The organism is Arthrobacter oryzae (assembly GCF_003634095.1).
GTDB lineage: Bacteria > Actinomycetota > Actinomycetes > Actinomycetales > Micrococcaceae > Arthrobacter > Arthrobacter oryzae.
This window is the reverse complement of the sequence record NZ_RBIR01000005.1, coordinates 245,199-272,134: the sequence shown is the minus strand read 5'-3', so window position 1 is coordinate 272,134 and position 26,936 is coordinate 245,199. Positions and strand designations below refer to the sequence as shown.

21 protein-coding genes are annotated in these 26,936 nt (G+C 66.6%); 5 read left to right on the top strand and 16 right to left on the bottom strand.

All coding sequences use genetic code 11. The features are described from left to right. Nucleotides 1-464: 464 nt before the first annotated feature. Genes C8D78_RS13580 through C8D78_RS13570 form a run of 3 tightly spaced genes read right to left on the bottom strand, consistent with a single transcriptional unit; the run spans nt 465 to nt 8,042 of the window. The gene (locus C8D78_RS13580; protein WP_120954390.1) at nt 465-4,166 is read right to left on the bottom strand and encodes a 1,4-alpha-glucan branching enzyme; all 3,702 of its coding nucleotides are present in this window, start codon (nt 4,164-4,166) and stop codon (nt 465-467) included. 1 nt (nt 4,167) lies between these two features. Continuing rightward, nucleotides 4,168-5,964: a maltose alpha-D-glucosyltransferase gene (gene treS, locus C8D78_RS13575; RefSeq protein WP_120954417.1), complete on the bottom strand. Its 1,797-nt coding sequence runs from the start codon at nt 5,962-5,964 to the stop codon at nt 4,168-4,170. Nucleotides 5,965-5,969: 5 nt separating this feature from the next. Then, nucleotides 5,970-8,042, bottom strand: coding sequence for an alpha-1,4-glucan--maltose-1-phosphate maltosyltransferase (locus C8D78_RS13570; protein WP_279629530.1), 2,073 nt, complete (start codon nt 8,040-8,042; stop codon nt 5,970-5,972). Nucleotides 8,043-8,193: 151 nt separating this feature from the next. On the opposite strand from C8D78_RS13570, the gene glgP reads away from it, so the two are divergent. After that, complete coding sequence (gene glgP / locus C8D78_RS13565; RefSeq protein ID WP_167467912.1) at nt 8,194-10,812, top strand: alpha-glucan family phosphorylase; 2,619 nt, start codon at nt 8,194-8,196, stop codon at nt 10,810-10,812. A 20-nt stretch (nt 10,813-10,832) separates the two neighbouring features. On the opposite strand, the gene C8D78_RS13560 is transcribed toward glgP, so the two are convergent. Both C8D78_RS13560 and glgX read right to left on the bottom strand, forming a co-directional pair. Continuing rightward, nucleotides 10,833-11,189, bottom strand: coding sequence for a barstar family protein (locus tag C8D78_RS13560; protein ID WP_120954387.1), 357 nt, complete (start codon nt 11,187-11,189; stop codon nt 10,833-10,835). A 22-nt stretch (nt 11,190-11,211) separates the two neighbouring features. Beyond that, a complete protein-coding gene (gene glgX / locus C8D78_RS13555) occupies nt 11,212-13,326 on the bottom strand; it encodes a glycogen debranching protein GlgX (RefSeq protein ID WP_120954386.1) in 2,115 nt (704 codons plus the stop codon). A 115-nt stretch (nt 13,327-13,441) separates the two neighbouring features. Between glgX and C8D78_RS13550 the strand changes: the two genes are divergently transcribed. Further along, nucleotides 13,442-14,245 carry a carbon-nitrogen hydrolase family protein gene (locus tag C8D78_RS13550; protein ID WP_120954416.1) on the top strand — a complete coding sequence of 268 codons (804 nt, stop codon included), beginning with the start codon at nt 13,442-13,444 and terminating at the stop codon, nt 14,243-14,245. Nucleotides 14,246-14,402: 157 nt separating this feature from the next. Here the strand turns inward: C8D78_RS13550 and rlmB are convergent, their stop codons facing one another. From rlmB to C8D78_RS13520, 6 genes are all read right to left on the bottom strand, one after another. Further along, the gene (rlmB, locus tag C8D78_RS13545) at nt 14,403-15,404 is read right to left on the bottom strand and encodes a 23S rRNA (guanosine(2251)-2'-O)-methyltransferase RlmB (protein ID WP_120954415.1); all 1,002 of its coding nucleotides are present in this window, start codon (nt 15,402-15,404) and stop codon (nt 14,403-14,405) included. 122 nt (nt 15,405-15,526) lie between these two features. Further along, nucleotides 15,527-16,996, bottom strand: a complete 1,470-nt coding sequence (cysS, locus tag C8D78_RS13540; RefSeq protein WP_120954385.1) for a cysteine--tRNA ligase — start codon at nt 16,994-16,996, stop codon at nt 15,527-15,529. 98 nt (nt 16,997-17,094) lie between these two features. Next, nucleotides 17,095-17,451, bottom strand: coding sequence for a hypothetical protein (locus C8D78_RS13535; RefSeq protein ID WP_120954384.1), 357 nt, complete (start codon nt 17,449-17,451; stop codon nt 17,095-17,097). 103 nt (nt 17,452-17,554) lie between these two features. Continuing rightward, entirely contained in the window at nt 17,555-18,073 is a 519-nt protein-coding gene (gene ispF / locus C8D78_RS13530) for a 2-C-methyl-D-erythritol 2,4-cyclodiphosphate synthase (protein ID WP_120954383.1), read from the bottom strand. Then, nucleotides 18,070-18,903 (bottom strand): 2-C-methyl-D-erythritol 4-phosphate cytidylyltransferase, encoded by an 834-nt coding sequence (ispD, locus tag C8D78_RS13525; protein WP_120954382.1) that lies wholly within the window; start codon nt 18,901-18,903, stop codon nt 18,070-18,072. The genes ispF and ispD overlap by 4 nt, the downstream gene beginning before the upstream one ends. Before the next feature lie 197 nt (nt 18,904-19,100). Next, entirely contained in the window at nt 19,101-19,583 is a 483-nt protein-coding gene (locus C8D78_RS13520; protein ID WP_026266570.1) for a CarD family transcriptional regulator, read from the bottom strand. A 326-nt stretch (nt 19,584-19,909) separates the two neighbouring features. On the opposite strand from C8D78_RS13520, the gene C8D78_RS13515 reads away from it, so the two are divergent. Further along, nucleotides 19,910-20,473: a hypothetical protein gene (locus C8D78_RS13515; RefSeq protein WP_120954381.1), complete on the top strand. Its 564-nt coding sequence runs from the start codon at nt 19,910-19,912 to the stop codon at nt 20,471-20,473. Between the two features lie 144 nt (nt 20,474-20,617). On the opposite strand, the gene C8D78_RS13510 is transcribed toward C8D78_RS13515, so the two are convergent. Next, a complete protein-coding gene (locus tag C8D78_RS13510; protein ID WP_120954380.1) occupies nt 20,618-21,298 on the bottom strand; it encodes a response regulator transcription factor in 681 nt (226 codons plus the stop codon). Beyond that, nucleotides 21,295-22,521: a sensor histidine kinase gene (locus C8D78_RS13505; RefSeq protein WP_120954379.1), complete on the bottom strand. Its 1,227-nt coding sequence runs from the start codon at nt 22,519-22,521 to the stop codon at nt 21,295-21,297. Before C8D78_RS13505 ends, C8D78_RS13510 begins: the two co-directional genes overlap by 4 nt. A 207-nt stretch (nt 22,522-22,728) precedes the next feature. Here C8D78_RS13505 and phoU point away from each other — a divergent pair, with 207 nt between their 5' ends. Further along, nucleotides 22,729-23,391, top strand: a complete 663-nt coding sequence (gene phoU / locus C8D78_RS13500) for a phosphate signaling complex protein PhoU (RefSeq protein ID WP_120954378.1) — start codon at nt 22,729-22,731, stop codon at nt 23,389-23,391. A gap of 138 nt (nt 23,392-23,529) precedes the next feature. On the opposite strand, the gene C8D78_RS13495 is transcribed toward phoU, so the two are convergent. Beyond that, nucleotides 23,530-24,276 (bottom strand): phosphoglyceromutase, encoded by a 747-nt coding sequence (locus C8D78_RS13495; protein WP_120954377.1) that lies wholly within the window; start codon nt 24,274-24,276, stop codon nt 23,530-23,532. Nucleotides 24,277-24,461: 185 nt separating this feature from the next. Here C8D78_RS13495 and C8D78_RS13490 point away from each other — a divergent pair, with 185 nt between their 5' ends. Further along, a complete protein-coding gene (locus C8D78_RS13490) occupies nt 24,462-25,310 on the top strand; it encodes a class I SAM-dependent methyltransferase (RefSeq protein WP_208641953.1) in 849 nt (282 codons plus the stop codon). Between the two features lie 10 nt (nt 25,311-25,320). On the opposite strand, the gene C8D78_RS13485 is transcribed toward C8D78_RS13490, so the two are convergent. Both C8D78_RS13485 and C8D78_RS13480 read right to left on the bottom strand, forming a co-directional pair. After that, the gene (locus tag C8D78_RS13485; RefSeq protein ID WP_120954376.1) at nt 25,321-25,674 is read right to left on the bottom strand and encodes a DUF2516 family protein; all 354 of its coding nucleotides are present in this window, start codon (nt 25,672-25,674) and stop codon (nt 25,321-25,323) included. Between the two features lie 9 nt (nt 25,675-25,683). After that, nucleotides 25,684-26,880, bottom strand: coding sequence for a trans-sulfuration enzyme family protein (locus C8D78_RS13480; RefSeq protein WP_120954375.1), 1,197 nt, complete (start codon nt 26,878-26,880; stop codon nt 25,684-25,686). Nucleotides 26,881-26,936: the final 56 nt, after the last annotated feature.

The window sequence follows — 26,936 nt, the reverse complement described above, 5'->3', positions numbered from 1 at the left end:
AACCGCCACCCCCGGGAAAACGGGAGAAAACGGCTGCACAAAATTTGAAACCAGCTAAAAACACCAGACCACACCACGGTGTGGCGGGCCCGGCAAATTCAACCAATTCAATACAATAAATTGGTATCAACAAACTTGGCACACTATTGAGTTCTCAAACAACAGACACACCCGGCACCACCACAACCACACGGTCGAGGATCGCTCCGGAGCAACTTTTCAAACTTACCCGCTCGCTTCACCCTAGTCAAATCGGCGATCCAAACTCAGTCTTGCCATAGGCTTCTGGGTCTTGGTGGCCGTTCAACTCCGGGGAGCAGCGCGGAAATAAACTCTACCACCACTTGGCCCGGCTGACAAAGCAGCCCGGTTGAGGGTACGAAAAAGCCCGGAATCACGGGGATTCCGGGCTTCTCGCGGATGCCACTCAACGCCAACGAGTGCCGGCTTTCCCGGCGTCGTGCCTAACTCAGCGGCTTGAAGTACGCTGCCCCGAGCGGGGGCAGCGTGACCGTGAGCGTAGCCGGCTGTCCGTCAATGCCCTCGGGCGTCGCCGTCAGGGTTCCCGTGTTGTCCACGCCGGAACCGCCATAGGTGGTGGCATCGGTATTGAGCACTTCCTGCCATTCACCCGCAACAGGGACGCCGAGGACATAGCCCGTGTGCGGGCCGCCGGAGAAGTTCACCGCGCAGACCAGCGGCGTGCCGTCCGCAGCCCGGCGGATGAACGTCAATACGTTGCGGTCCGAGTCTCCGCCATTGATCCACTGGAAACCCTCGTGATTGTTGTCCTGCTCGTACAGGGCCGGCGTGGCGCGGTAAAGCTCGTTCAGGTCCTTGGTCAGGAGCTGAATGCCCTGGTGCGCGGGGATGTCGGCGAGCCACCAGTCCAGGCCGTACTGCTCCGACCACTCTGCCTCCTGGCCAAATTCGGTGCCCATGAAGATCAGCTGCTTACCCGGGTGCGCCCACTGATATCCGAGGAATGCACGCAGGTTGGCGAGCTGCTGCCACCGGTCCCCGGGCATCTTGCGCAACATGGAGCCCTTGCCGTGAACCACTTCGTCATGGCTGATCGGCAGCAGGAAGTTCTCCGAGAACGCGTAAATGATCGAGAAGGTGATGGTGCCGTGGTGCCACCTGCGGTTGTAAGGGTCCTCGGCCATGTACTTGAGCGAGTCGTGCATCCAGCCCATGTTCCACTTGATGCCGAAGCCCAGGCCGCCGCCGCTCGTGGGCGCGGTGACGCCGGGGAACGCGGTGGATTCCTCGGCGATCATGACAGCCCCCGGGTGGGTCTTGTAGACCGTCGCGTTGACCTCCTGGAGGAAGGAGATCGCCTCCAGGTTCTCGCGGCCGCCGAACCGGTTGGGCTGCCACTGCCCCTCTTCGCGGGAATAATCCAGGTACAGCATGGAGGCGACCGCGTCCACGCGCAGGCCGTCGATATGGAACTCCTCGAGCCAGTACAGCGCATTGGCCACGAGGAAGTTGCGCACCTCCCGGCGCCCGAAATCGAAGATAAGCGTTCCCCAGTCCGGGTGCTCGCCCAGGTTCGGGTCGGCGTGTTCGTAGAGGGCCTCGCCGTCGAACCGGGCCAGCGCCCACTCGTCCTTGGGGAAGTGCGCCGGGACCCAATCCAGGAGCACGCCGATGCCGGCCTGGTGGAGTTCATCGACGAGGTGCCGGAATTCATCCGGGTGCCCGAACCGCGAGGTTGGCGCGAAGTACGACGTGACCTGGTAGCCCCAAGAGCCGCCAAAGGGGTGCTCGGCCACGGGCATGAATTCCACGTGGGTGAAGCCGAGCCATTTGACGTACTCCACCAGTTCCTTGGCCAGTTCACGGTACCCCAGCCCCATCTTCCAGGAGCCAAGGTGGACCTCGTAGACGCTCATGGCCGAGTTGTGGGGGTCGCGTCCGGCGCGGGCCTGCATCCACTCGGCATCCCTGAAGACGTACGAGGGCTCCACCACCCGGGAAGCCGTCAGCGGCGGGATCTCCGTCCCGAATGCCAGCGGATCCGCCTTCTCCACCCAGTAACCGTGCCGGGTCCGGAGTTCAAACTTGTAGCACGCCCCTGCTACAACGCCCGGGATGAACAGTTCCCAGACGCCGGTGGAACCCAGTGAGCGCATGGAGTGTTCCCGGCCGTCCCAGCCGTTGAAGTCGCCCTTGACGCGCACTGCTTGGGCGTTCGGGGCCCAGACGGCGAAGGACACGCCGTCGACGTCGCCCAGCGAGGACTTGTAGTGCTGCACGTGCGCGCCGAGGGCGTCCCAGAGGCGCTCGTGCCGGCCCTCACCGATCAGGTGGAGGTCCACTTCGCCGATGGTCGGCAGGTAGCGGTAGGGGTCGTCCACGACCTGCGGTTCTTGGTCCTTGTAGGTCACCTCGAGGCGGTAGTCCGGGACGTGCCCGCGCTCGATCGGTTCCATCACGGCCACCCACACACCGCCGGATTCGTGGGTCATGGGGACCGCGCCCGCGGACGTTACGACCGAGACCGCTTCGGCCAAGTGCTTCACAGCCCGGATGGTGACGTGGCCGTGGTCATCCAGGTGCGCGCCAAGGACCGAGTGCGGCGCGTGATGTTCGCCGGACGCGACGCGTGCCAGGGTTTCACTGTCCAGGGGCAGGGGCGTTCCGGGCCGATCGATACTTGCTGATCCTGTCATTTGTATACCTTCCGCTGCGGCTCCGGCGGCAACGCCGGAGCCTGTACTGCCGAGGAGACGACGTGATGCATTCACCGGGATGGAGAGCCAGTCCGGCCTGTTTCTTAGTTCGTAGATGACTTCATAGAGGGCCTTGTCGAGCCACAGCGCTACAAAGAGCGGCGAGTCGCGGTCGATGCTGCCGGGGATGACGTCTGCGTAGCCGGCAAGGAAAGCCTCGGAGCAGTCGTCCGCCCACGTCGCCGGGACCACGGCACCGGGATTCTCGCGGACGGCCGCGCCGGCGGCATAGTCAAAGGACCGCAGCATGCCCACGACATCGCGGAGCGGGACGTCGGGGAAGTTGCGTTCGGAGATGGGCCGCAGCGGCTCGCCTTCGAAGTCCAGGATGGCCCAGCGCGGCGCCGCGCCTGCACGGCCCGGAACCTGCAGGATCTGCCCGAGGTGGAGGTCGCCGTGGATGCGCTGGAGCTGCCCGGCGCTGGTCCCCTCGAGCCGAGCGAGGAGGTGGTCCAGCTGGTCTTGAAAGGGCCCGACGGCGTCGCCGGCCTGCGCCCAGGACTGGCGGACGCGCTGGGCTACTCCGGGGGCGATGTCCTGGCCCGGCACGGATTCGGTGGCTGTGCCCAGCGCCTCGGCGAGACGCCGGTGCACGGTTGCCGTGGCCGCTCCCAGGGCGCGGGCTTCGGCGGCGAACCCGATCCCCCGGCTTGCCGCGTCGACGGCGAGCCGCCAGGCATCGAGTCCGCCGGAGAGGAATTCGTGCACCACGGCGAGTTCGCCGCGGGCGGGACGGGCTGCAACGGCCGGTTCCTCGGGTGCGCCGGCCGGCGTCTCCCACTCCCCCGCCACCCACCCCAGGGTCGCCGGGACCTCTTCGGTACGCCCGGCGGTCAGTGCCGCGCCGATTTCGACCTCGGGGTTGTGCCCTTCCGACAACACCCGGAAGAACTTCACGATGGCCGCCGTGCCGCCGTCGTCGACGATCACCGAACTGTTCGACTGTTCGCCGGAGAGCACCTTCACCGTTCCCGTGGCGAACGGCAAGCGGTAGCCGGACTCCACCAGGTGGCCGGTGGCGTTCCCCGACGGCGTGCTCCCGCCGTGGCGCATCAGGTCCAGCCAGGCGGCGACGAAGAAGGCGTCGTGGACGCCGTCGTAGACCCACCGGTGGGCGGGGTTGGCGCGGGTCCCGGGAAGCTCGCCGACCAGGGCTCGTTCTGCCCCGGGCAGCGGTTCATTGCGGAAGCTCAGCGGCACCTGGACGACGTCGGTCCGGTTGCCATCGGGGGTGGGATAGGTCACGGCCAGCAGCAGCACCTCAAACGCCGCCCCGCCGGGAATCCCCTCACCGTCGCTGGAGTCGAGGCGCAGGCCGCCCGCCGGCGCGAAGCTGAACTCCGCGCTCTTGACGGGGAACCACCGCTGGCGCGGCAGCCAGGCGCCAAGCAGTCCGCTCAGGGCCGGGGGAAGGGTAGGTCGGGTCATCTCAGCCTTCGATGGACAGGACAGGCATCGCCTGGGTAAACGGGGATGCCGGATTGGAGGATGCGGAGCGGATCCGCAGCCAGAAGAAATCGTGGCTGCCCAGCGTCAGCGTCAACGTCCCGTCGTCGCCGATCCCCGGGAAGGCCTGGCCGCCGAAGACGTCGCGGAGGCCCCGGCCGGCGAACTTCGGCACCCGCAAAGTGGTTGCCACGGGGTGCTGCGAGAGGTTGAAGGCGCACAGGATGGTCTCGGCGTCCTCGCCGGCGGCGTTGCCCTCGGGGAGCTCGCGCAGGTAGGCGAGGACGACGTCGTGGTCTGCTTCCACGTGCTTGAATCCGCCCAGCCCGAAGGCGGGGTGGTTCTTGCGGACGCTCAGAATCTGGCGGGTCCAGCGCAACAGTGAACCCGAATGCGCCGCCTCGGCCTCCACGTTCGCCATGCTGTAGTTGTAGACCAGCGACTGGATCACCGGCAGGTACAGCTTTCCGGGGTCGGCGTTGGAGAACCCGGCGTTCCGGTCCGGGTTCCACTGCATCGGGGTGCGGACGGCGTCGCGGTCCTCGAGCCAGATGTTGTCCCCCATGCCGATTTCGTCACCGTAGTACAGGAACGGGCTGCCCGGCAGGGACAGCAGCAGGGCATTGATGAGCTCGATTTCGGAGCGGGAGTTATCCAGCAGCGGTGCCAGCCGGCGTCGGATGCCGATGTTGGCGCGCATACGCGGATCCGGCGCGTACCAGCCGAGCATCGCGGCGCGCTCGTCGGCGGTGACCATTTCCAGGGTCAGTTCGTCGTGGTTGCGCAGGAACGTGCCCCACTGGGCACCTTCCGGGATGTCCGGGGTGTCCTTCATCGTCTCGATGATGGGCGCCGCCTTCTGGTCCCGCAGCGCGTAGTACAGGCGCGGCATGATCGGGAAGTGGAACGCCATGTGGCACTCCGGTTCCTCCTCGGTGCCGAAGTACTCCACCACCTCGGCGGGCGGCTGGTTCGCCTCGGCGATGATCACGCGGCCCGGGTAGCTCTCATCGACCATCCGGCGCAGCTGGCGCAGGAACTCGTGGGTCTGCGGCAGGTTCTCGCAGTTGGTGCCCTCTTCCTCGAAGAGGTACGGAATCGCGTCGGCGCGGAACCCGTCGATGCCCTGGTCCAGCCAGAACCGGACGACGTCGAAGAGCGCGTCAATGACTTTGGGGTTCTCGAAGTTGAGATCGGGCTGGTGGCTGAAGAACCGGTGCCAGAAGAACTGCCGGCGGATGGGGTCGAAGGTCCAGTTGGATTCCTCGGTGTCAACGAAGATGATGCGGGCGTCTTCGTATTTCTCGTCCGTGTCGCTCCAGACGTAGAAGTCGCCGAAGGGCCCCTCGGGATCCTTGCGCGATTCCTGGAACCACGGGTGCTGGTCCGAGGTGTGGTTCAGCGGCAGGTCGATGATCACCCGGACCCCGCGGGCATGGGCCTCCGCGACGAGCCGTTTGAAGTCGCTGATGGTCCCGAACTCGTCCAGCACGGAGTTGTAATCCGAGATGTCGTAACCGCCGTCGCGCAGCGGCGACTGGAAGAAGGGCGGGAGCCAGAGGCAGTCCACCCCCAGCCACTGCAGGTAGTCCAGTTTCTCGATCAGGCCGTGGAAGTCACCCGAGCCGTCGCCGTTGCCGTCCGCGAAGCCCCGGACCAGCACCTCGTAGAACACCGCTTTGCGGTACCAGAGGGGATCGTGTTGGAGGCCAGGGGCGTTCAGTTCGAATCCGCCCCTTGGGCTGAAGTGCTGGCTGGGATTCTGGGTGCTGAAGCTCAAGGGCACTACCTCCGGATGTTAAGAATGTGGGCGGGCTCGACGTGCGGGTCCAGGCGGACGTAGTTGTACTCCCCCCATTCCCAACTCTCGCCGGTCAGAAGGTCATCGACCATGAAGCGGCCGTTGTGCGTGAGGTTCTCCGGATCCAGTTCCAGCGCCGGCAGGTCCAGGGACACGGTGCTCTCCTTGGTGACGTGCGGGTCGACGTTGACGACGATGATCAAGGTGTCCTTGGTCCCGTCGGGGAGGGTCTTGTGTTTAGAGAACACCACGGTGGAACTGTCCGTGCTCTCGTGCAGCGTCAGGTTCTGCAGGTCTCCGAGGGCCGGGTGCGCCCGGCGGACCTCGTTGAGCCGGGTCAGGTACGGGGCCAGGCTGCGACCGGTCTCGGCCGCGGCGTCCCAGTCGCGGGCCTTGTACTCGAACTTCTCGTTGTCGATGTACTCCTCGGCACCGGGCCGGGCCACGTGTTCGTAGAGTTCAAAGCCGGCGTACACGCCCCAAATCGGGCTTGCCGTGGCGGCCAGCGCGGCGCGGATCTTGAACGCGGGCGGGCCGCCAAACTGCAGGTATTCGGTAAGGATGTCCGGGGTGTTGACGAAGAAGTTGGGCCGGAAGTAGGCCGGCGATTCGTGGCTGACCTCTTGGAAGTACTCCTCCAATTCCTCCTTGGTGTTCCGCCACGTGAAGTAGGTATAGGACTGCTGGAACCCGGCGCGGCCCAGTGCATGCATCATGGCCGGGCGGGTGAATGCCTCGGCGAGGAAGACGACGTCGGGGTGCTTCTTGTTGACCTTGCCGATCAGCCATTCCCAGAACCAGACGGGTTTGGTGTGCGGGTTATCCACCCTGAAGACCTTGACGCCGTGGCTGACCCAGAGCAGCACGATCCGCAGAATTTCGTTGGACAGCCCCGCGGGGTCGTTGTCGAAGTTCAGCGGGAAAATGTCCTGGTATTTCTTTGGCGGGTTCTCGGCATAGGCGATGCTGCCGTCCACCCGCGTGGTGAACCATTCCGGGTTGCTTTGCACCCACGGGTGGTCCGGCGCGGCCTGCAGGGCCAGGTCCAGGGCCACTTCAAGCCCCAACTCGCCGGCCCGGGCCACGAAGGCGTCGAAGTCCTCGAAGGTGCCCAGGTCGGGGTGGATGGCGTCGTGGCCGCCCTCGGCGGACCCGATGGCCCAGGGCGAGCCGGGATCGTGCGGTCCGGCAATCAGGGTGTTGTTCGGCCCCTTGCGGTGCTGGACGCCGATCGGGTGGATCGGCGGCATGTAGATGATGTCGAAGCCCATGGCGGCGACCGCGTCGAGGCGCTTCGCGGCGGTGCGGAAAGTGCCGGACGTCCACTCCCCGGTCTCGTGGTTGCGCACGGCGCCTTCGGAGCGCGGAAAGAATTCATACCAGGAGCCGCAGCCCGCGAGGGCGCGCTCCACCAGCAGCGGGTACGGTTCGGACACCGTCACGTGTTCGCGGATGGGCTGGCGTTCGACGACGGCGGCCACCTCGGCGCTGAAGCCGGCGGCGAGCCGGTCCTCCGGGGTCCGGGACGTGTCGGAGAGAACGACGACGGCCATCCGCAGCGTTCTCCGGTCGGCCGAGGGCCGCGAGGCGTCCTCGGAGGCCTCCGCCAGCAGGGCCGCGCCCTCGGCGAGCATGAGCTCGACGTCGATGCCGGCCTCCACCTTGACCTCGGCGTTATGGTGCCAAGTGCCGTAACGGTCGTGCCAGGCCTCGATCACGAAGGACCAGTTCCCGGTGGCGGTCGGGGTCAGGAGACCCTCCCAGCGGTCCGTGCCCATCCCGCGCGGTCCGCGCGGCGGGGCGAGGCGGACCCGCTGGCGTTCCTTGCCGCGGGGATCGAGCAGGACGGCACTGACGCCGAGCTGGTCGTGGCCCTCACGGAAGGCGGTGGCTCCCACCACAATGGTTTCGCCTGCGACAGCCTTGGCGGGGAATTTTCCGCCCTCTACCGACGGCTGCACGGCGGTGATCGGAAAACGGCCAAATCGAAGGCCATCCGTGATCAGGGCCTTGGGCTTTTGCTTGGACACGGCACTGGTTCGCGAGTTATTCGTCACAGGCTCGACGTTATCTACAAAATGGCCAGAATGCTAAGGCCTCGAACGATTTCGGAACGATTCCCGTTGAGACCTGACCCATATCCGTCATTTACCGGAAAGAATCTTAAAGCGGTTCCGGGGTAACGAGTTGTCCGTTAGTGTTTCGCTGGTGAAGGCAATCCGCAGATTTACTGTCCGAACCGTTCTTCCGGAGTCCATCCGGCCGTTGGCCCGGCTCGCCACCAATCTTCGGTGGTCCTGGCATCGGCCCACCCGGGAGCTTTTTGAGGGGCTCAACCCCGGGATCTGGGATGAGAGCGCCCACGACCCCGTGACCTTCCTGGGCCTGGTCAGCCGGGAAGAGCTCCAGCGGCTCGCCGCGGACCAGGACGTGGTGCAGCGTGTCCATGCCGCTGCCGACGACCTCGACCGGTATCTGGATCAGCCGCGCTGGTACCAGGGCCTGGGCGACGGCGCCCCGTCCTGCATCGCCTACTTCTCCCCGGAGTTCGGCATCACCGAGGTCCTGCCGCAGTACTCCGGCGGCCTTGGCATCCTGGCCGGAGACCACCTGAAGGCGGCATCGGATCTTGGCGTGCCGCTGATCGGCGTCGGCCTGCTGTACCAGGCCGGCTACTTCAAGCAGTCACTTTCCCGCGACGCCTGGCAGCAGGAGACGTACCCGGTCCTTGACCCGGACGGGTTGCCCCTGACGCTCCTGCGCGAGGCCTCCCCGGACGGCAACGGCAAACCCGTCCAGATTTCCCTTCCCCTCCCCCACGGCCGGCGCCTGCTGGCGCACGTGTGGCGGGCCGACGTCGGACGCGTTCCGCTGCTGCTCCTGGACTCCAACGTTCCGGGCAATGACGAGGCTGCCCGCGGCATCACCGACCGCCTGTACGGCGGCGGCGGCGATCACCGGCTGCAGCAGGAACTCCTGCTGGGCATGGGCGGGGTCAAGGCACTGCGCGAGTTCCAACGGCTCACGGGGGTGCCCGCGCCGGAGGTCTTCCACACCAACGAGGGCCATGCCGGCTTCCTCGGCGTCGAACGGATCCAGGAATTGATGTCCGGCCCGGAGCCGCTGAGCTGGGAAGAAGCCCTGGCTGCCGGCCGGGCATCCACGGTCTTCACCACTCACACGCCGGTTCCGGCGGGGATCGACCGTTTCGAAATCTCCCAGATCCAGCACTTCTTCGAGGCCGGCCTCGCCCCGGACGTCCCGGTGGGGAAAATCCTGGACCTGGGCCGCGAGGACTTCGCCGACGGCAACCCGTTCGTGTTCAATATGGCGGTCATGGGGCTGCGGCTGGCGCAGCGGGCGAACGGTGTGGCCAAACTGCACGGCGTGGTCTCCCGCGGCATGTTCTCGGCGCTCTGGCCGGGCTTCGACCACTCCGAGGTCCCCATCACCTCGGTCACCAACGGCGTGCACGTCCCTACTTGGGTGGACCCCCGGATCTCCGCACTGGCCCGGGAGAAGTTCGGCGCCGACGCGGAGGCACAGGAGCCCTGGGACCTGGCCTACAACGTCTCCGACGAAGACCTCTGGGCGTTGCGGCGCGAGATGCGGGTGTCGCTGGTCGAGGACGTCCGGCGCCGGCTCCGGGCCGCCTGGAAGAAGCGGGGCGCGGCCGACGCCGAGCTGGCCTGGACGGACTCCGTCCTGGACCCGGACATCCTGACCATCGGTTTCGCCCGGCGCGTGCCGACCTATAAGCGGCTGACCCTGATGCTGCGGGACCCCGATCGGCTCAAGGCGCTGCTGCTGCACAAGACGCACCCCATCCAGCTGGTCATCGCCGGGAAGTCCCACCCGGCCGACGACGCCGGCAAGAAGATGATCCAGGACCTGGTCCGGTTCACCGACGACCCCGCCGTGCGGCACCGGATCGCGTTCCTGCCCAACTACGACATCGCCATGGCACGGACCCTGTTCCCGGGCTGCGACGTGTGGCTGAACAACCCCCTGCGCCCGCTCGAAGCCTGCGGAACGTCCGGCATGAAGGCGGCGCTGAACGGTTCGCTGAACCTTTCGGTGATGGACGGCTGGTGGGACGAGATGTACGACGGCGAGAACGGCTGGGCGATCCCGACCGCCAACAATGACGCCTCGCCGGAAGAGCGCGACGACATCGAGGCAGCGGCCCTCTATGAGCTGCTCGAAACGCAGGTGGCACCGCGGTTCTACGGGCTGACCGTCTCCGACGCGGCCGGCGCGGCCGGTCCGTCGGAGCCGGGCCCGCAGGCCGTTCCCACGCACTGGGTCTCCATGATCAAGCACACGATGTCCCACCTTGGACCTGCGGTCTCCGCCGAGCGGATGCTCAAGGACTACGTCAACGTGCTCTACCGGCCCGCCGCGATCGCCGGACGGCACGCGGTGGCGGAGGGCTACGCCCAGGCCAGGACCCTGGCGGCCTGGACCTCCCGGATCCGGGCCGCGTGGCCGCAGATCCAGGTGGAACACGTCGACTCGGTGGGCGTCTCCGAGGATCCCCAGATCGGCGATCTGCTGCAGGTCAATGCCTACGTGGCCCTGCGCGAGCTCTCCCCGGACGACGTCTCCGTCGAGGTGGCCTACGGCCGCGCCGAGGACACCGACGAGCTGACGGACATCACGGTGGCGGAATTGAAGGCCGCCGAAGACCTCGGCAAGGGCCGGCACCTTTTCAGCGGCACGCTGGTGATCGACCGGTCCGGGTCCTTCGGCTACACCGTGCGGGTGCTGCCCAAGCATGAGGCGCTGGCGTCCAAGGCGGAGCTGGGCCTCATCGTCAACGCCTAGTCACTTACTGGCGCGGGTCACTAGAGGCAGACGGCGATGACGTCCAGGCTCGTGCCGGCATAGCCTTCGGCGTCCTGCAGGGTTTCGCAGATGACGCCGAAGGAGCGGTCCGCGCGGAGCGCGGCGGGGACCTGCCAGATGAGAGTGATGGGGGCCTCGCCGTCGTCCGTCACGGCATCGGCGGCGTCGTGCAGCGAATCGTGCAGGGCGTCCAGGTCCACGCCGTAGTCCTCGGGGAAGTCCAGGAGTTCGCGGAACGTCTCAAGTACCGCCTGCTTGGAGTCGGCGGCGGGAATCACCAGGGCACGGCGGCCGGCGTCGCCGATTTGTTCCTTGAGTTCTTCGATGGTCCAGGCGTCTGCCGAGTAAATCTTCATGTGGTCCTTAATCGCCGATTAGCTAGGTGCGGTAAATGTTGATCGTGTTGGCCTGCACCAGGTCCCGCTCACCGGAGGCAACGCGGGCGCCCTGACGCCGGTCATGGAGGTCGGAGGTCGTCACGCGGAGCTCGAAGAGCCGGTGGCCGGAGCCGTCCTCGTTGCTGAGCCGCGGCAAGGTGACCTTGACGTCGTCGGCGCCGCCGTTGACCACCACCAGGCCGTCAACGTGCCCGTCGTCGGACCCGAGCAGGAGCTGGATCACCCGGTGGCCCGGGTCATTCCACGTGTCGGCGGACATGGGATTGCCGTTTACGTCGAACCAGTGGAAATAGGACTGGGTGTCCCGGGCGGGGTAGTCATGCGGCTGGCCGGACAGGAACTCCTTGCGGAGCCTGATGACCCGTTTGGTAGACCGCAACATCGCATGGGACTCCGCGGTAGTGGTCCAGTCAATCCAGGTCAGCGGGTTGTCCTGGCAGTAGGCGTTGTTGTTGCCCTGCTGGGTCCGGCTGATCTCGTCCCCGGCGGTGATCATGGGGACGCCCTGGGAAATCATCAGGCAGGCCATCAGGTTCCGTCTGCTTTGGGCACGCCGGGCAAGGATGTCCATGTCTTCGGTGGGGCCTTCGACGCCGTGGTTGTAGCTTCGGTTGTCGCCGTGCCCGTCGCGGTTCTGCTCGCCGTTGGCCTCGTTGTGCTTGCGGTCGTATGTGGTCAGGTCGGCCAGGGTGAAGCCGTCGTGGGCTGTGACCAGGTTCAGCGAGGCCAGCCGCGACCGGCCCGAGGACTCGAACAGCCGGGTGGAGCCTGAGAGGGCGTCCGCGAGGCGGGCCACCGGGGCACCGTTCCCGCCGGAGTCGATCGCGGCGCGGTCTGCGAGCCAGAAACTGCGGACGGCGTCACGGAAGTGATCGTTCCAGTCCACCCACCCGGCCGGAAACCGGCCCGTTTGCCAGCCGCCGTAGCCCACGTCCCACGGTTCGGAAATCAGCTTGACGCCGGACAGGACAGGATCGGCGCCGACGGCGACAAGGAAGGGGTGCCGGGGATCGAATTCGTTGGCGCTGTTGCGGCACAAGGTGACGGCCAGGTCGAAGCGGAAGCCGTCGATATGGAACTCGTTGACCCAGTAGCGCAGGGAATCAAGTACCAGTTGCACCACCCGGGGTTCGCCGAAGTTCAAGCTGTTGCCGCAGCCCGTGGTGTCCACGTACTTGCCGTGCCCGTCGTTGCGGTAATACTGCATTTCGCCCAGGCCGCGGAAGCTCAGGGTGGGGCCGTCCGTGCCGCCCTCAGCGGTGTGGTTGTAGACGACGTCGAGGATGACTTCCAGCCCTGCGGCGTGCAGCAGCTTCACCATGCCCTTGAACTCATCCTGGACCGCATGCGCACCGGCCGCCTGCGCGGCCTCGGTGGCGTAGCCGGGGTGCGGGGCGAAGAACGCGGCCGTGTTGTAGCCCCAGTAGTTGGTGAGTCCGAGCTGCTGCAGGTGCGGTTCGTTGACGTGGAAGTGGACGGGCAGGAGCTGGACCGCCGTGACACCCAACGAAATCAGGTGCTCGATCATGGCCGGGTGGGCCATCCCGGCGTAGGTCCCCTGCAGGTCCTCCGGAATATCCGGGTGCAGCTTGGTCTGGCCCTTGACATGGGCCTCGTAGACAATCGTGTTGCGCCACGGCACGCGGGGGCTGCGGTCCAGCCCCCAGTCGAAGTCGTTGCCGACCCGGACGCTGGTGATCAGATCTTCCCGTTCGTCCACAGCCCGGCCGTACGGGTCCATCAGCAGCGGCTGCTCGCCGGCGGCATCAAAGTCCGCGGCGGGCATGGACAGCGGGAGGGCCTCGTGTTCCGGCGAGGCACGGAACCCGTAGCGCGAACCGGCGGGAATTCCCTCAACAATGCCGTGGTGGACGCCGTCGGTAATGTTGGGCAGCGTCTTGACCTGCCAGGCACCCCCGGGCGGCTGAAATGCGATCTCAAGGGTCTCCACGCCGGGCGCGTAGACAGCGACGTTGGCGAACCCACCCCGAGGATCGTCCACGTCCGGCGACCCGGTAAGCGGAACGCTGATCCCCAGCGGAAACGCCCGCGAAGCGTCTACGGTGGAAGCTGTATCTATAAAGGGCATAACCATTGCTTAAAGCTTAGCCGGGCCGGACAAATGGCCCCCGTTTTCGTTTTCATGACGTTTTGCAGTGTACGGAACCGCCGCCTGCATACTGGAATGAAGCGCCGAGTTGGAGGTAATTGTGCGCGCAGCATTAGCCCAAATCATCACCGGCCGTGACCTGGCCGCGAACCTGGCCCTCGTCGAGGCCTATGCGCGCCAGGCAAAGGCCGGCGGCGCGGACCTGGTGATCTTCCCTGAAGCCACCATGCGGTCCTTCGGCAATTCGCTCGTGGATATAGCCGAACCCTTGGACGGTCCGTGGGCCTCCAGCGTGCGTGCCCTTGCCGCGGAACTCGGCATTGTGATCGTCGCGGGGATGTTCACGCCGGGAACGGCGGGCGACGGCGCCAAGGTGCGCAACACCCTGCTGGTCACAGGCCGCGGCCTCGAGGCCAGCTACGACAAGATCCACCTGTTCGATGCTTTCGGCTTCGCCGAGTCGGACACGGTTGACCCCGGCACGAACCCAGCCACCTTCGAACTTGACGGCGTAACGTTCGGCCTGGCCACCTGCTACGACATCCGTTTCCCGGACCTGTTCACGGAAAACGCTGATCGCGGTGCCGACGTCAACATTGTCTGCGCCTCGTGGGGCTCGGGCCCCGGCAAGGCCGATCAATGGAAGCTCCTGGCCCGCGCCCGCGCCCTGGACTCCACCACCGTGGTGCTCGCCTGCGGCCAGGGCGACCCCGCCAGCCAGGGCGTCCCGGCCAAAGGCTCCGCCCCCACCGGCGTCGGGCACTCCGTGGTCGTCTCCCCCATGGGCGACATCCTGGACGAACTCGACGGCGCCCCGGGCCTGCTGTTCGCCGACCTGGACACCGCCACCGTCAAGGAAGCCCGGGCCAAACTCCCGGTCCTGGCCAACCGCCACAAATTCTAGGCAGCCGCCCTTCTCGACCAACAGCAACGCGGGGTCACTTAGCGCCCATCTTGGGGCCCTTGACGGGCGCGATCTGACCCCGCGTTGCTTTAGCTGTTCTCGCCTTAAACGGAAACGCTCCCCCACATGGTGTGAGGGAGCGTTCGCGGAAGGCGTGCTACTTGGCGGAGCGCTGGCGGGAGATTTCGTAGAGGGAGATGCCGACGGCCATGGAGGCGTTGAGGGATTCCATGGCGGAGTCGATCGGGATGGAGACGATCTGGTCGCAGTTTTCGCGGACCAGGCGGCTCAGGCCCTTGCCTTCGGAACCCACCACGAGGCACACCGGCTCGGTGGCCAGGGCCAGATCGGGCAGCGAGACGTCGCCGTCGCCGTCGAGCCCCAGGACGTAGATGCCCATGTTCTTGAACGCCTTGAGCGTGTTGTTCAGGTTGGCCGCGCGAGCGACGGGAACGCGGACAGCCGCGCCGGCGCTGGTTTTCCAAGCCGAGGCGGTGACGCCCACGGAGCGGCGCTCCGGGACGATGACTCCGTGGCCGCTGAAGGCAGAGACGGAGCGGATGATCGCGCCGAGGTTGCGCGGATCGGTGATGCCGTCCAGGGCAACGAAGAGCGGGGCGTTGGCGACGTGGCCCTTCTTCCAGGCCTCGAGGGTCTCTTCGGCGAGCTCGAACGCATCCTGATATTCGTACGGCGGGATCTGCAGGACGAGGCCCTGGTGGATGGCGTCGTCGGTCATCCGGTCGAGCTCGGGCTTGCCGGTTTCCATCAGCGGGATGCCGCGTTCGGCGGCGAGCTTGAGGGATTCCTTGACGCGGTCGTCCATTTCGATGCGGACGGCCACGTGCAGGGCCTTGGCCGGGATGCCGGCGCGCAGGGCCTCTACGACGGAGTTCCGGCCGGTGACGACCTCTTCCGTGGCGCGGCCCTTGGGACCGGAGCGGCCCGAGCGGGCGGCGGCACTGGTGGTACGGCTTCCGCTGGCGCGCTTGGCCTCGGAGCGTTCGGAGAGCTGCTTGTTCTTGAACGCCTTGTGGTAGGGGCGGTCCTCAGCCTTCGGCGTGGGGCCCTTGCCCTCGAGTGCCTTGCGGCCGTGACCGCCGGTTCCGACGGAGGGGCCCTTCTTCAATTTGACCGAGCGGCGACCGTTGTTGGCCATGAGTTTCACCCTTTAAATACGCGATTCGTTGACAAGTCTGACCTCCAGTCTACTGACTCGAGTTAAATCCTCGACCGGAAGGGACGACGGCGGCCCACTTCACCGGCCGCCAGCAACGAGGTTCAGCCGCGTTTCAGGCTCCAGCTCGCCCCGTCCGGGCCGTCCTCGACGACCACGCCGGCGGCGGCCAGGGTATCCCGGATGGCGTCGGACGCCGCCCAGTCCTTGGCTGCCCGGGCCTGGGCACGCGCCTCGAGCTGCGCCTCGACCAGGACGCCGAGGGCCGTGGTGGCATGTTCGTCGACTGCCGGGGCCGCGGTGTCGTTGAGACCAAGGACACCGAGCATGTCGGTGACGCTGGCCAGCGACTCCCGGGCGACGTCGAGATCGCCGGCGGTGAGGGCGGTGTTGCCCGCCCGAACGGTGTCGTGCAGGACGGCGAGGGCCTGCGGGACGTTCAGGTCATCGTCCATCGCTGCAGCAAAGGCGTCCGGGACGGTGCCGTAGCTGAAAAAGCCGAGGCTGGCGGTGGCGCCCCCGTCGCCGCCGGCGAGGGCCCGAAGGGCGCGGCTGATGAACCCGTCGATCCGTTCGACGGCGGCGGCGGCTTCCTGCAGGGACGTCGGCTGGTAGTCCAGTACCGAGCGGTACTGTGCCTGGCCGAGGTAGTACCGGACCACCCGGGGCGGGGCCAGCTCCAGCATCTCGGACGGGCTGACCGTGTTGCCGATCGATTTGGACATCTTCTCTCCGGCGTAGGTGACCATGCCGTTGTGCATCCAGAAGTTGGCGAAACCGTGGCCTGCCGCCTGGGACTGCGCCATCTCGTTTTCGTGGTGCGGGAAGCGCAGGTCCAGGCCTCCGCCGTGGATGTCGAACTCGGTGCCGAGGTACTTGGTGACCATGGCCGAGCATTCGAGGTGCCAGCCCGGGCGGCCGGCGCCCCAGGGGGAGGCCCAGCTCGCCGTCGTCGGTTCGCCGTCCTTGTAGCCCTTCCACAGCGCGAAGTCGCGCGGGTCCCGCTTGCCGCGCGGGTCGGCGTCGGGGGCTCCCTGCATGTCATCGATCTTCTGCCGGGTCAGGGTGCCGTACTTGTTCCAGGAGCGCACGTCGAAATAGACGTCGCCGGAGTCGTCCAGGGCCGGGTAGGCGTGGCCGCGGTCGATCAGCAGCTGGATAAGGGCGTGCATCTCCGGGATGTGGCCGGTGGCGCGGGGCTCATAGGTGGGCCGGGAGACGCCCAGGGTGTCGTAGGCCTTGAGGAACTCCTGCTCATAGCGGTAGGCCAGTGCCCACCATTCCTCGTTCCGGACAGCTCCGGGCTCGTCTTCAAAATCCGGCCCGAACGACGCCGCGGACTTGGCGAGGATCTTGTCATCGATGTCCGTGACGTTGCGGACGGCCGTGACGCGGAAGCCCCGGTACTGCAGCCAACGGGTCAGCTGGTCAAACGCGATGGCGGAGCGGATGTGCCCGACGTGCGGCATGCCTTGGACGGTGGCTCCGCAGTAGTACAGGCTCACGTGGCCGGGTACCAGGGGGACGAAGTCACGGACTTCGGCGGATGCTGTGTCGTAAAAGCGCAGGGTCACCGCTCCAGATTAGCCGATGGCGCTCCGGGGGCTGACCCGCACCTTCATTGGCGCCGGCTGCAGCCCGTCGGTCAGGCAGCGGCGCTGGTTCCGGCGGCCTACTTGCAGTACTGCCCGATCTTGTTGATCTCTTGCGTGAGCTGGGCCGTCTGCTCGTTCGTCTTAGTCCCGGTGGGGCTCGCGGCAACCTGCTTCATGATGTCGGCCATCTTCTGGATGGGGGCGCCGACCTCGGGCGCCACCTTGTCCGCGACTTCCTGGTAGTGCTGGCCAATCTGGCCGGCCTGCTCTTTCGCGGTCCCGGACGGCACGAAGGTATCGGTGTTGAGGAACTTGCAGCTTTCCTCAACGCTTAGCTTGGGTGTGGGGCTGGGCGTCGCGGGCGTGGTGGAGCCGGCGCAGCCGGTCAGCAGGGTCCCGGCGACGAGTGCGACGGCGGTAAGCAGCTTTTTCACGGCAGGGTCTCCTGGCAGTTCGAATCGGGGTGTCACGGCTGGTCCTTCCCTCCAGCCTAGGCGACGGGGGCGGCCGTGGCCTGATGCAGTTAACCTTCGGTGGTCAGCCGGCAGGATAGACCAGCGCCGTTGCCACGGCCGAGATGCCCTCGCCGCGGCCGGTGAACCCGAGTCCGTCGCTCGTGGTGGCCGTGACGCTGACCGGCGCCCCGGCGGCGTCGCTGAGAACCTGTTGGGATTCCTCCCGCCGCGGGCCGAATTTGGGCCGGTTGGCGACGAACTGGACGGCGATGTTCCCGATTTCAAACCCGTGGGCCCGGACAATCCGGGCGGCCTCGGCCAGCAAGGTCACGCCGGACGCGCCGGCATACTCGGGCCGGTCCGTCCCGAAATGCGTGCCGAGATCCCCGACGCCGCAGGCCGAGAAGAGCGCGTCGGCGGCGGCGTGCGCCACCGGGTCGCCGTCGGAATGGCCGGACAGGCCGCGCTCCCCCTCCCAGAAGAGCCCGCCGAGCCACAGCGGCCGCGGCTCGTCCGGGGCGGCGTAAGCATGGACATCGATTCCGATCCCGGTCCTGGGAATGACCGGGGGAACGGCTGGCGGGTTGGTGGACATGCTCATCCCTCCAGCCAGCGTGCGCCCAGGGGACCTTCGAGGAGCCCCTCGGCCAGGATCAAGTCCAGGGGCGTGGTGATCTTGAGGGACTGGCTGGCGCCGCGTACGGCGTGCACGGGGACGCCGAGTAGTTCGACGAGCATCGCATCGTCCGTGACGAGCGCGGCCCGCTCGGCGTCGAACCCGGCGGCGGCCTGGTGGGCGCGTTTGAGGGTGGCGAGGTCGAATCCCTGCGGTGTCTGCACGGCGCGGAGGAACTCCCGGGGCGCTGTTCCGGTGACCAGTTCGGGGGCCACCGCGGCGCCGTCGCCGGTGGTAGCCTCCACGGTCTTGACCGTGTCAACCACCGGAATCACAGGGATGACGGCCGCGGCACCGGCGCCGAGCGCCGCCACCACGCGGTGAAAGACGGACTCCGGTGCCAGAGCCCGGGCCGCGTCGTGGACCAGCACAGCTTCAACTTCGGGCAGGAGCGCCGCCATCGCGGCGCGGACTGAATCGGCGCGGCTCGGACCGCCGTCGACGACGGTCACGACCGGAACCTGGACGCCGCGACTGGACGCAGCGGTGCGGCGGTGAAGGGCGGCAAGCTCCTGCGTGAACGCCGTGCAGAGCGCCTTGAGCTCTGAGTCTCCCGGGGGGATGGCAATGCAGATCTGCTGCGCGATCCCGGCGGCCGCCACGCCGCGCAAGGCGTGGGTGAGGATGCTGTCCCCGCCCAACGGCACCCTGGCTTTCGGCATGCCGTAGCCCAGTCGCTGGCCGGAGCCGGCGGCCACAACGATGACCGCCGTGACGGGACCGGCCGGTGACGTTTTCGTCGGTGCAGTATCCATGCGCACAAGACTACGTCCCCGCGCTCCGGACTATCGTGTTGCTCTACCAGTTGTGGCTGCTCCGGAGCGCTCAGAGGGACCAAAAGTGACGGCGCAAGTGAGGGGGCGGTCGAAAAAGGGCAGAAAGAAGCCCCGGCGGCTGACGCCACCGGGGTTCGATTCTTATCTGCGCCGGCCCTGCTTGGGCCGGCCCTGTGCTAGGAAGCCAGGACCTCGTCGAGAACGCTTGCAGCCTTCTCTTCATCGGTCTTTTCAGCCAGTGCCAGTTCCGAAATCAGGATCTGGCGGGCCTTGGCCAGCATGCGCTTCTCTCCCGCGGAGAGACCCCGGTCGTGATCGCGGCGCCAGAGGTCGCGGACGACCTCCGCTACCTTGATGACGTCACCGGAAGCAAGCTTTTCCAGGTTTGCCTTGTAACGACGTGACCAGTTGGTGGGTTCCTCAGTGAACTCGGCCCGCAGCACGTCGAATACGTGCTCCAAGCCTTCCTTGCCCACTACGTCCCGAACCCCTACCAGGTCAACGTTTTCTGCTGGAACTTCAATGGTCAGATCACCCTGAGCCACCTTGAGCTTGAGATACATCTTCTCTTCGCCCTTGACGGTGCGCATCTTGATTTCTTCAATTTTGGCTGCACCGTGGTGAGGGTAAACTACTGTCTCGCCGACCTCAAAAACCATGTGGACATTCCCCTTTCCCGCAGACCAGTTTATCACGATTAAGGCATACAACTGGCACCGAAACGTGCCGGAAACCGCATGAATCCGGGGAAAATGGCCTCAATCTGACCCCTCAAACCCCTTGACGGATGCGGATAATAGTGCGTTCGGCCCTAACTGCCAAGAGGTTTCCGACCCGGCGCTGACGGGCTCCGACCGGCCGCAACGCGTCCTTCAGCGCGCTTATGTGTAGTCGCCGAATCCTCGTTTGGGGCCGATTGCGGCTAGGCTATGGCTGAATAATGTTTCAAGACTCTCGAGGAGTGCGTGACGTGCGTTTCACTGCGATGAACCGGGGCCAGCGCGGCAAGCTGGCAATGGCAACGGCTGCACTTGGCATCGGCCTGTTGTCCCTGACCGGCTGCGGCTACATCAATCCCCAGCAGACCTCGCAGCAGTACTCCCCCTCGGACGGAACCCGCACTGATCTGGGGCCGCTGCAGCTGCGCAACTTCATCATTGTCGCCGACGGCGCAGGCAAGCCGGGCCGGGTGCTTGGCGCCGTGTACAACACCTCATCCAAGGACGTCGTGCTGACCATGAAGGGCACCGAAGGCGCGCAAACCCAGGTTCCGGTAAAGCCGAACTCCCACATCATGCTCAACGACTCCGCCAACGCGACGATCCTGAACCCCGCCGGCGCCGCACCGGGCGCCATCGTCGAGGTCACCATCTCGGAGAGCGGCACCCACCAGGACGCCAAGTTCAAGGTTCCGGTCATGGATGGCACGATCGTCGACTACAAGCCGTACCTGCCGACGCCGACCGCCAGCAGCACGGCCACCTCCAGCGCGACGGCCTCACCGACCTCCACCGAGACGCCGACGCCGAGCAGCACCGTTAGCCCCTAGCCTCCAAGGCTGGGCGCCCGGCAAACGGACACATAGCAAAAGGAGGGGCACCTGCGGGTGCCCCTCCTTTTGCGTCCAGCCTGACCGTCCCAGGCCGCCCTGGGCCCGGGACAGGTCGGGCCCAGCGGGCAGCTCCGGCGGGTGTTAGGGCTCGAACTTGTAACCCAGGCCGCGGACGGTGATCAGGTACCGCGGTGCCGAGGCATCCGGTTCGATCTTGCTGCGCAGCCGCTTGACGTGCACGTCGAGGGTCTTGGTGTCCCCCACATAGTCCGAGCCCCAGACCCTGTCGATCAGCTGGCCGCGGGTCAGGACCCTGCCGGAATTCCGCAGGAGCATTTCCAGCAGCTCAAACTCCTTCAGCGGCAAGGCGATCTGCTCGCCGCCGACGCTCACCACGTGGCGTTCAATGTCCATCCGGACAGGACCGGCCTGCACCGTGCTGGAGACGAGTTCCTCCGGCTCGTTCTGGCGCCGCAGGACCGCCCGGACCCTGGCCACGAGTTCCCGCGAGGAGTACGGCTTGGTGACATAGTCGTCGGCGCCGAGCTCAAGGCCCACCACCTTGTCGATTTCCGAATCCTTGGCGGTCAGCATGATGACGGGAACACTGGAACGCTGCCTGAGCTGACGGCACACCTCGGTGCCTGACTGGCCGGGCAGCTGGAGGTCCAGGAGTACGAGGTCGGCGCCGTTGCGGTCGAATTCCGTGATGGCGTCGAGTCCGTTGTCCACCACTTCCACTTCAAACCCTTCTTTTCCCAGCAGGTAAGACAGGGGGTCGCTGAAGGACTCCTCGTCCTCGACAATAAGAATCCTGCTCAAGCGGTAGCTCCTTGCTCATGGACGCCGGCGGCGTCACGTCGTTGCGGTCTGGGGTCCTGGCCGGACGGACGGGCAGCAGGCTTGCCTGCCTTATCGGCGTCGCCCTGCCCCTCCATCTCAGGAAGTCGGATAGTGAACGTGGAACCCTGGCCGGGCTGGGACCACAGGGTCACCTCGCCGCCGTGGTTGGAAATGACGTGCTTGACGATGCTCAACCCGAGGCCGGTGCCTCCGGTCTGCCGCGACCGGGCCGCATCCACCCGGTAGAAGCGTTCGAAGACACGCTCCTGGTCCTCGGGGCTGAGCCCTTCGCCCTGGTCCGTCACCGAGACAGCCACCAGGCCGTCCTTGGACCGGATGCCGATACCCACCTTGGTGTTTTCGGGCGAGTAGCGGATGGCGTTGTCGATCAGGTTGCGCAGGGCGGTGACCAGAAGGTCCTGGTCGCCGTAGACCATGGCCTCCGCGTGCCCGCCGACCACCAGCTGGATGTTCTTGGTCTCCGCCGGCAGCTGGGAGCGGTCCACGGCCTCGCTCACCACTGTGTTGATATCCACCGGGCGGCCCTGCTGAGTGACGTTGGCGCCCTGAAGCCGGGAGAGTTCGATGATGTCCTGAACAAGGGCGGCGAGCCGGGTCGATTCCTTGTGCATGCGCTTGGCAAACCGTTTGACGGCCTCGGGGTCATCCGCGGACGATTCGAGCGCCTCGGCCAGCAGGGAGATCGCCCCCACCGGTGTCTTCAGTTCGTGCGAGACGTTGGCGACAAAGTCGTTGCGGACTTCCTCGGTGCGGGTAAATTCCGTGCGGTCGTCGGCCAGCAGAAGGATATATTCCTCGGTGATCACCGCTGCCCTGACCTGCACAACGATCGTTCCCTGGCCTAGCGGGCCGCGCGGCAGCTCCAGCTGTTTTTCGAGGATGACACCGTCGCGCCTCACCTTGGCGGTCATTTCCAGAAGCTGCTGGTGCACCAGCGTGTGCCCGCGGACCAGGCCGTAGGCGTACGCGGCCGGGCTGGCCCGGACCACGCCGTCGATCGCGTCGACCACCACGAACGCGCGGCCGAGGACGGCGAGCACCTCTGCGGCGCCCTCGGGAAGCGTAGGGTCCTCGACTTCGACGTCGACAATGTGCCGCTGCTGCTCACTCACCCGGAACGCGAGGACGCCGAACATGCCAAACGAGAGGCCGATCAGGCCGGCGATCACGCCGATGAGCATTGGATCCACGGCTCCAGCTTATGCTCTGCCGCGAGTCCAAAACTGAAATCTCGTGCGATTCCGGCACCGGTTCAGCTAACGTTCACCTATTGGGGCTCAACAGTTCACCGGACACTGGAAGAGTGGAGCGTTGGAGCGCCGTTAGGTGAACCGAAATAGGCCGGCCACTTCAATTGCAGGCAATATTTCCGAGGAAAGGACGCACACGTGCGTAAGGTTTTTCAGGAGGAGCTAGCCCAAGTCAGGGAACAGCTCGTCGAGATCTCAACGCTGGTCACAGAGGCCATCGACAAGGCCACGACCGCATTCCAGGGCGCGGATATCGACCTCGCCGAGGACGTGATCGCCGCCGATGCCCGCATCGACTTCCTCCAAAACAGCCTCGACGAGCGGGCCATCGACATCCTGGCCCTGCAGGGTCCGGTGGCGAGCGATCTGCGCATGCTCGTGGGCTCGCTCCGGATGAGCGCATCGCTGGAACGCATGGGTGACCTAGCCCGTCACCTCGCCCAGCTGGCGCGCCTGCGCTACCCCGCCGTGGTGGTTCCGGATCAGTTGCGGGAGACTTTCAAGAGCTTCGCGGAGCAGGACCTGCTGATCGCCCAGAAGCTCACGGAGCTGTTGGCCACCCGCGACCTCGGCGTTGCCCGGGAAATCATTAAGGCCAACCACGCCGTCAACGACCTCCACTTGAGCGTTTTCAAGGCGATCGCGCGCAGTGACTGGCACGAGTCGCCGGCCACCACGGTGGATGTTGCGCTGGCCAGCCGCTACTTTGAGCGCTTTGCCGATCACGGCGTCTCCGTTGCCCAGAAGGTCACCTACCTGGTCACCGGCGCGTGGCAGCCGAACACGATCGAACATATCTGAGGCGAGCTTTCCCGCTGACACAGCGACGGCGTCCGGTCCCCTTGGGGGTGGCCGGACGCCGTCGTTTTGTGCTGTGTCTGCGTTTCGCGTGTCGCGTCTGGCGCCGTTCGGGACGGTGCCGTTCAGAACTGGGACCGCTTACTTCTTGCCTTGGCTGGCGACTGCCTTGATGGCCTCGGCGGCGGCCTCGGGGTCCAGGTAGGTGCCGCCGGGGTTCAGCGGCTTGAAGTCTTCATCCAGTTCATAGACCAGCGGGATGCCGGTGGGGATGTTCAGGCCGGCGATGTCCTCGTCGCTGATCCCGTCCAGGTGCTTGACCAGGGCGCGGAGCGAGTTGCCGTGGGCGGTGACCAGGACGGTCTTCCCGGCCTTGAGGTCCTCCTTGATGTCCGATTCCCAGAACGGCATGAGCCGGATCAGGACGTCCTTGAGGCATTCGGTGCGCGGGACCGCGTCGCCGAGGTCCTTGTAGCGCGGGTCCCCCACCTGGGAGAACTCGGAGTCGTCGGCCAGGGGCGGCGGCGGGGTGTCGTAGGACCGGCGCCACAGCATGAACTGCTCCTCGCCGAATTCGGCGAGGGTCTGGGCCTTGTCCTTGCCCTGGAGCGCACCGTAGTGGCGCTCGTTGAGCCGCCAGTCACGCTTGACGTCGATCCAGCCGCGGTCGGCCTTATCGAGGGCCAGGTTCGCCGTGTTGATGGCCCGCTTCAGCCGCGAGGTGTAGAGGATGTCCGGGAGGATGTTGTTCTCCACGAGCAGCTCGCCGCCGCGCACGGCCTCGGCACGGCCCTGGTCATTGAGGTCAACGTCCACCCAGCCGGTGAAGAGGTTTTTGGCATTCCAGTCGCTGTGGCCGTGGCGCAGCAGAATCAGCTTGTAAGTCATGGTTTTCATCCTAGCCGAGCCCCCGTGAGCGGCGCAGAGCGTTACACCACGTGCGTTTCACACCAACGCGGGGTCACTTCGCGCCCATCCGGGGGCCCGGCATGGGCCGGATCTGACCCCGCGTTGCTGTGAAGCGTGGTTGCTGTGAAGCGTGGGGGTTGGGACGCGGAGGATAGGCTTGGCCGGTGGTGCAAAAGGCTGAACGGGTGCTCGCTCCCCGGAACCAGGGCGGAACGGGACGTGGCGCGCGCGGCGGCCGGCCCGTCGGCAACGTGACCCGTGGCACCACGAACCCCAACCGGATGCGTCGGGTGGACCGTTGGCTGACGGGTCCCCAGGCCTGGCGGCTGCGCGCCGCGGCCGATCCTGTCGCCGTCGACCTCGGCTACGGCGCCTCGCCGGCCACCGCCGTCGAACTCTTCGACCGCCTCTGCGCCGTGCGCGCGGACATGCGCGTGGTGGGCATCGAGATCGAACCGGAGCGTGTGCGGCAGGGCCAGGCGCTCGAACGTACCGGGCTGAAGTTCCAGCTGGGCGGCTTCGAGCTGCCCGTGGCAGGAAACCCCGTGGTGGTCCGCGCCTTCAATGTGCTGCGGCAGTATGAGGAAGCCGACGTGCCCGGCATTTGGCGGCTGGTGCAGGGCCGTCTTGCCGGCGGCGGGCTGTTCATCGACGGCACCTGCGATGAGATCGGGCGGCGCGCCGCGTGGGTGGCGCTCGACGCCGAGCGTCCGCTGAGCCTGAGCGTGTCGATGCGCTTCGGCGCCTTTACGATGCCTTCCGACGTCGCCGAACGGCTGCCGAAGGCCCTGATACACCGCAACGTGCCCGGAGAGCGGATCCACGCCTACCTTCAGGCGATGGACCGGGCGTGGCTGGAGGCGGCGCCGCTGGCGTCATTCGGGAACAAGCAGCGCTTCTCGGCCATGTGCCGGGCCCTCCTGGACGCCGGCTGGCCCATCCACGACGGCCCGTCGCGCTGGCGGCTGGGCGAAGTGACGGTCGGCTGGGACGCCGTGGCGCCCCGGAGTTAGCCGGCAGCGGTCACCAGGGTCCGTACGGGCCCATGTTTCGGCCGCGGCCGGCGTCCTTGACCGCTGGCCGGACGTCGGCGAGGTATACGGAGGCCGCCGTCACGGCCGCCAGACCGAAGATTCCGAGCGATCCGGCGCCGCCACCGCCGCCCAGTTGCGAGAGCAGGGAGAACAGACCCACTGCGAAGGCGCCGCCGGTCAGGGCCAGCCAGAAGGTCTTGGTGCGCTTCGACACGGCCTCGAACGCGTTGGCCTTGTGCCGGAGGCAGTCGAAAAACGCCCATGCCTCCAGGGCAAAGGCAATGACAGCCAGGACCAGATAGATCCCGTATTCGGCCAAGGAAATTAGTATGCGTCCGTCCACTCCCCCAGCCTAGCCGTCCAACGTCCCCAACGCCTGCTCCAAATCGGCCCAAAGGTCTTCCACGTTTTCAATTCCCACGCTCATCCGGACCAGGTTGTCCGGCACGCTCTCCGGCTCGGCCGTGTGCCGGCGCCGGCGTTCGATCAGGGACTCCACCCCGCCCAGGGACGTGGCCGGGAGCCAAAGGTGGAGGGCCCGGATCATGCGGTCGGCCGCCTCGGCGCCGCTAAGGCCACCGTTCTGCCCGGCCACCGGCGCCACCTCGATGCACAGGATGGAACCGAACCCTTTCATCTGCGCCTTGGCCCGTCCATGGCCAGGATCCGACGGCAGCCCGGGGAACCGGATCCCGGCCACCCGGGGGTGACGGCTCAGCCGTTCGGCCAGGACCTGGGCCGATGCCTGCGAGCGTTCGATCCGCAGCGCCAGGGTGCGGAGCCCGCGCAGCGCAAGCCACGCCTCGAACGGCCCGGCGATGCCGCCGTGGATGGTGCGGTGGTGCAGCAGGGCGGTGCGGAGGCCGGCGTCGGACGTCACAAGCGCGCCGAGCACGACGTCGGAGTGGCCGGAGAGGTATTTGGTCACCGAATGCAGCACGACGTCGGAGCCCAGGCTCAGGGGCTGCTGCACCAGCGGGGTGGAAAAGGTGTTGTCCGTGACGACGATCGCGCCGGCCTCATGTGCCGCGGCGGTCAGGACCCGCATGTCCGCGATGCCGAGCATGGGGTTGGTGGGGCTCTCGAGCCACAGCATGCTGGCGGCACGCCCGCCGGCCGGGGCAAGCGCGGCCAGGACGGCGTCGGTGTCCGCAATGTCCACCGTACGCAATTCCAGGAACCCCTTGGCCGCCATTTCGGTGGCCATGGTGACGGACCCCGCATAGCTGTGCGAGGGCATCACGAGCACGCCCTGGGCCGGCACCAGGGACAGCGCCGAGCTGACGGCCGCGAGCCCCGACGCGTAGAGCAGGCCCGGCAGGTCCGCGCCCTCCAGCGTGGCCAGGGCCTCTTCGAACGGGTCCCAGGTCGGGTTGGAATACCGGCCGTAGCCGCGGTCGCCGTCGCCCAGGGGCCCCGTGCCGAAGTAGGTCGAGGACAGCACCAGCGGCGGGTTGACCGGCTCGTCGCGGGTGCGCGGCGGACGCCCGGCGGCCACCACCAGGGAATCCGGCGACAGGGTTGCGGCCAGTTCATCAGAGAGACTCATGCAGACAGGGTACGCGGGCGCCCCGCAAGGCACCCAAGCCGTTACGCGGCATCTCT

Bases quoted from the DNA above. Each gene is read 5' to 3' on its own strand.
- C8D78_RS13580 (WP_120954390.1), bottom strand. From the start codon at position 4,166: ATGACCCGACCTACCCTTCCCCCGGCCCTGAGCGGACTGCTTGGCGCC.
- C8D78_RS13560 (WP_120954387.1), bottom strand. From the start codon at position 11,189: ATGAAGATTTACTCGGCAGACGCCTGGACCATCGAAGAACTCAAGGAA.
- glgX (WP_120954386.1), bottom strand. From the start codon at position 13,326: ATGGTTATGCCCTTTATAGATACAGCTTCCACCGTAGACGCTTCGCGG.
- rlmB (WP_120954415.1), bottom strand. From the start codon at position 15,404: ATGGCCAACAACGGTCGCCGCTCGGTCAAATTGAAGAAGGGCCCCTCC.
- ispF (WP_120954383.1), bottom strand. From the start codon at position 18,073: ATGAGCATGTCCACCAACCCGCCAGCCGTTCCCCCGGTCATTCCCAGG.
- ispD (WP_120954382.1), bottom strand. From the start codon at position 18,903: ATGGATACTGCACCGACGAAAACGTCACCGGCCGGTCCCGTCACGGCG.
- C8D78_RS13520 (WP_026266570.1), bottom strand. From the start codon at position 19,583: ATGGTTTTTGAGGTCGGCGAGACAGTAGTTTACCCTCACCACGGTGCA.
- C8D78_RS13515 (WP_120954381.1), top strand. From the start codon at position 19,910: ATGAACCGGGGCCAGCGCGGCAAGCTGGCAATGGCAACGGCTGCACTT.
- C8D78_RS13505 (WP_120954379.1), bottom strand. From the start codon at position 22,521: ATGCTCATCGGCGTGATCGCCGGCCTGATCGGCCTCTCGTTTGGCATG.
- C8D78_RS13495 (WP_120954377.1), bottom strand. From the start codon at position 24,276: ATGACTTACAAGCTGATTCTGCTGCGCCACGGCCACAGCGACTGGAAT.
- C8D78_RS13480 (WP_120954375.1), bottom strand. From the start codon at position 26,880: ATGAGTCTCTCTGATGAACTGGCCGCAACCCTGTCGCCGGATTCCCTG.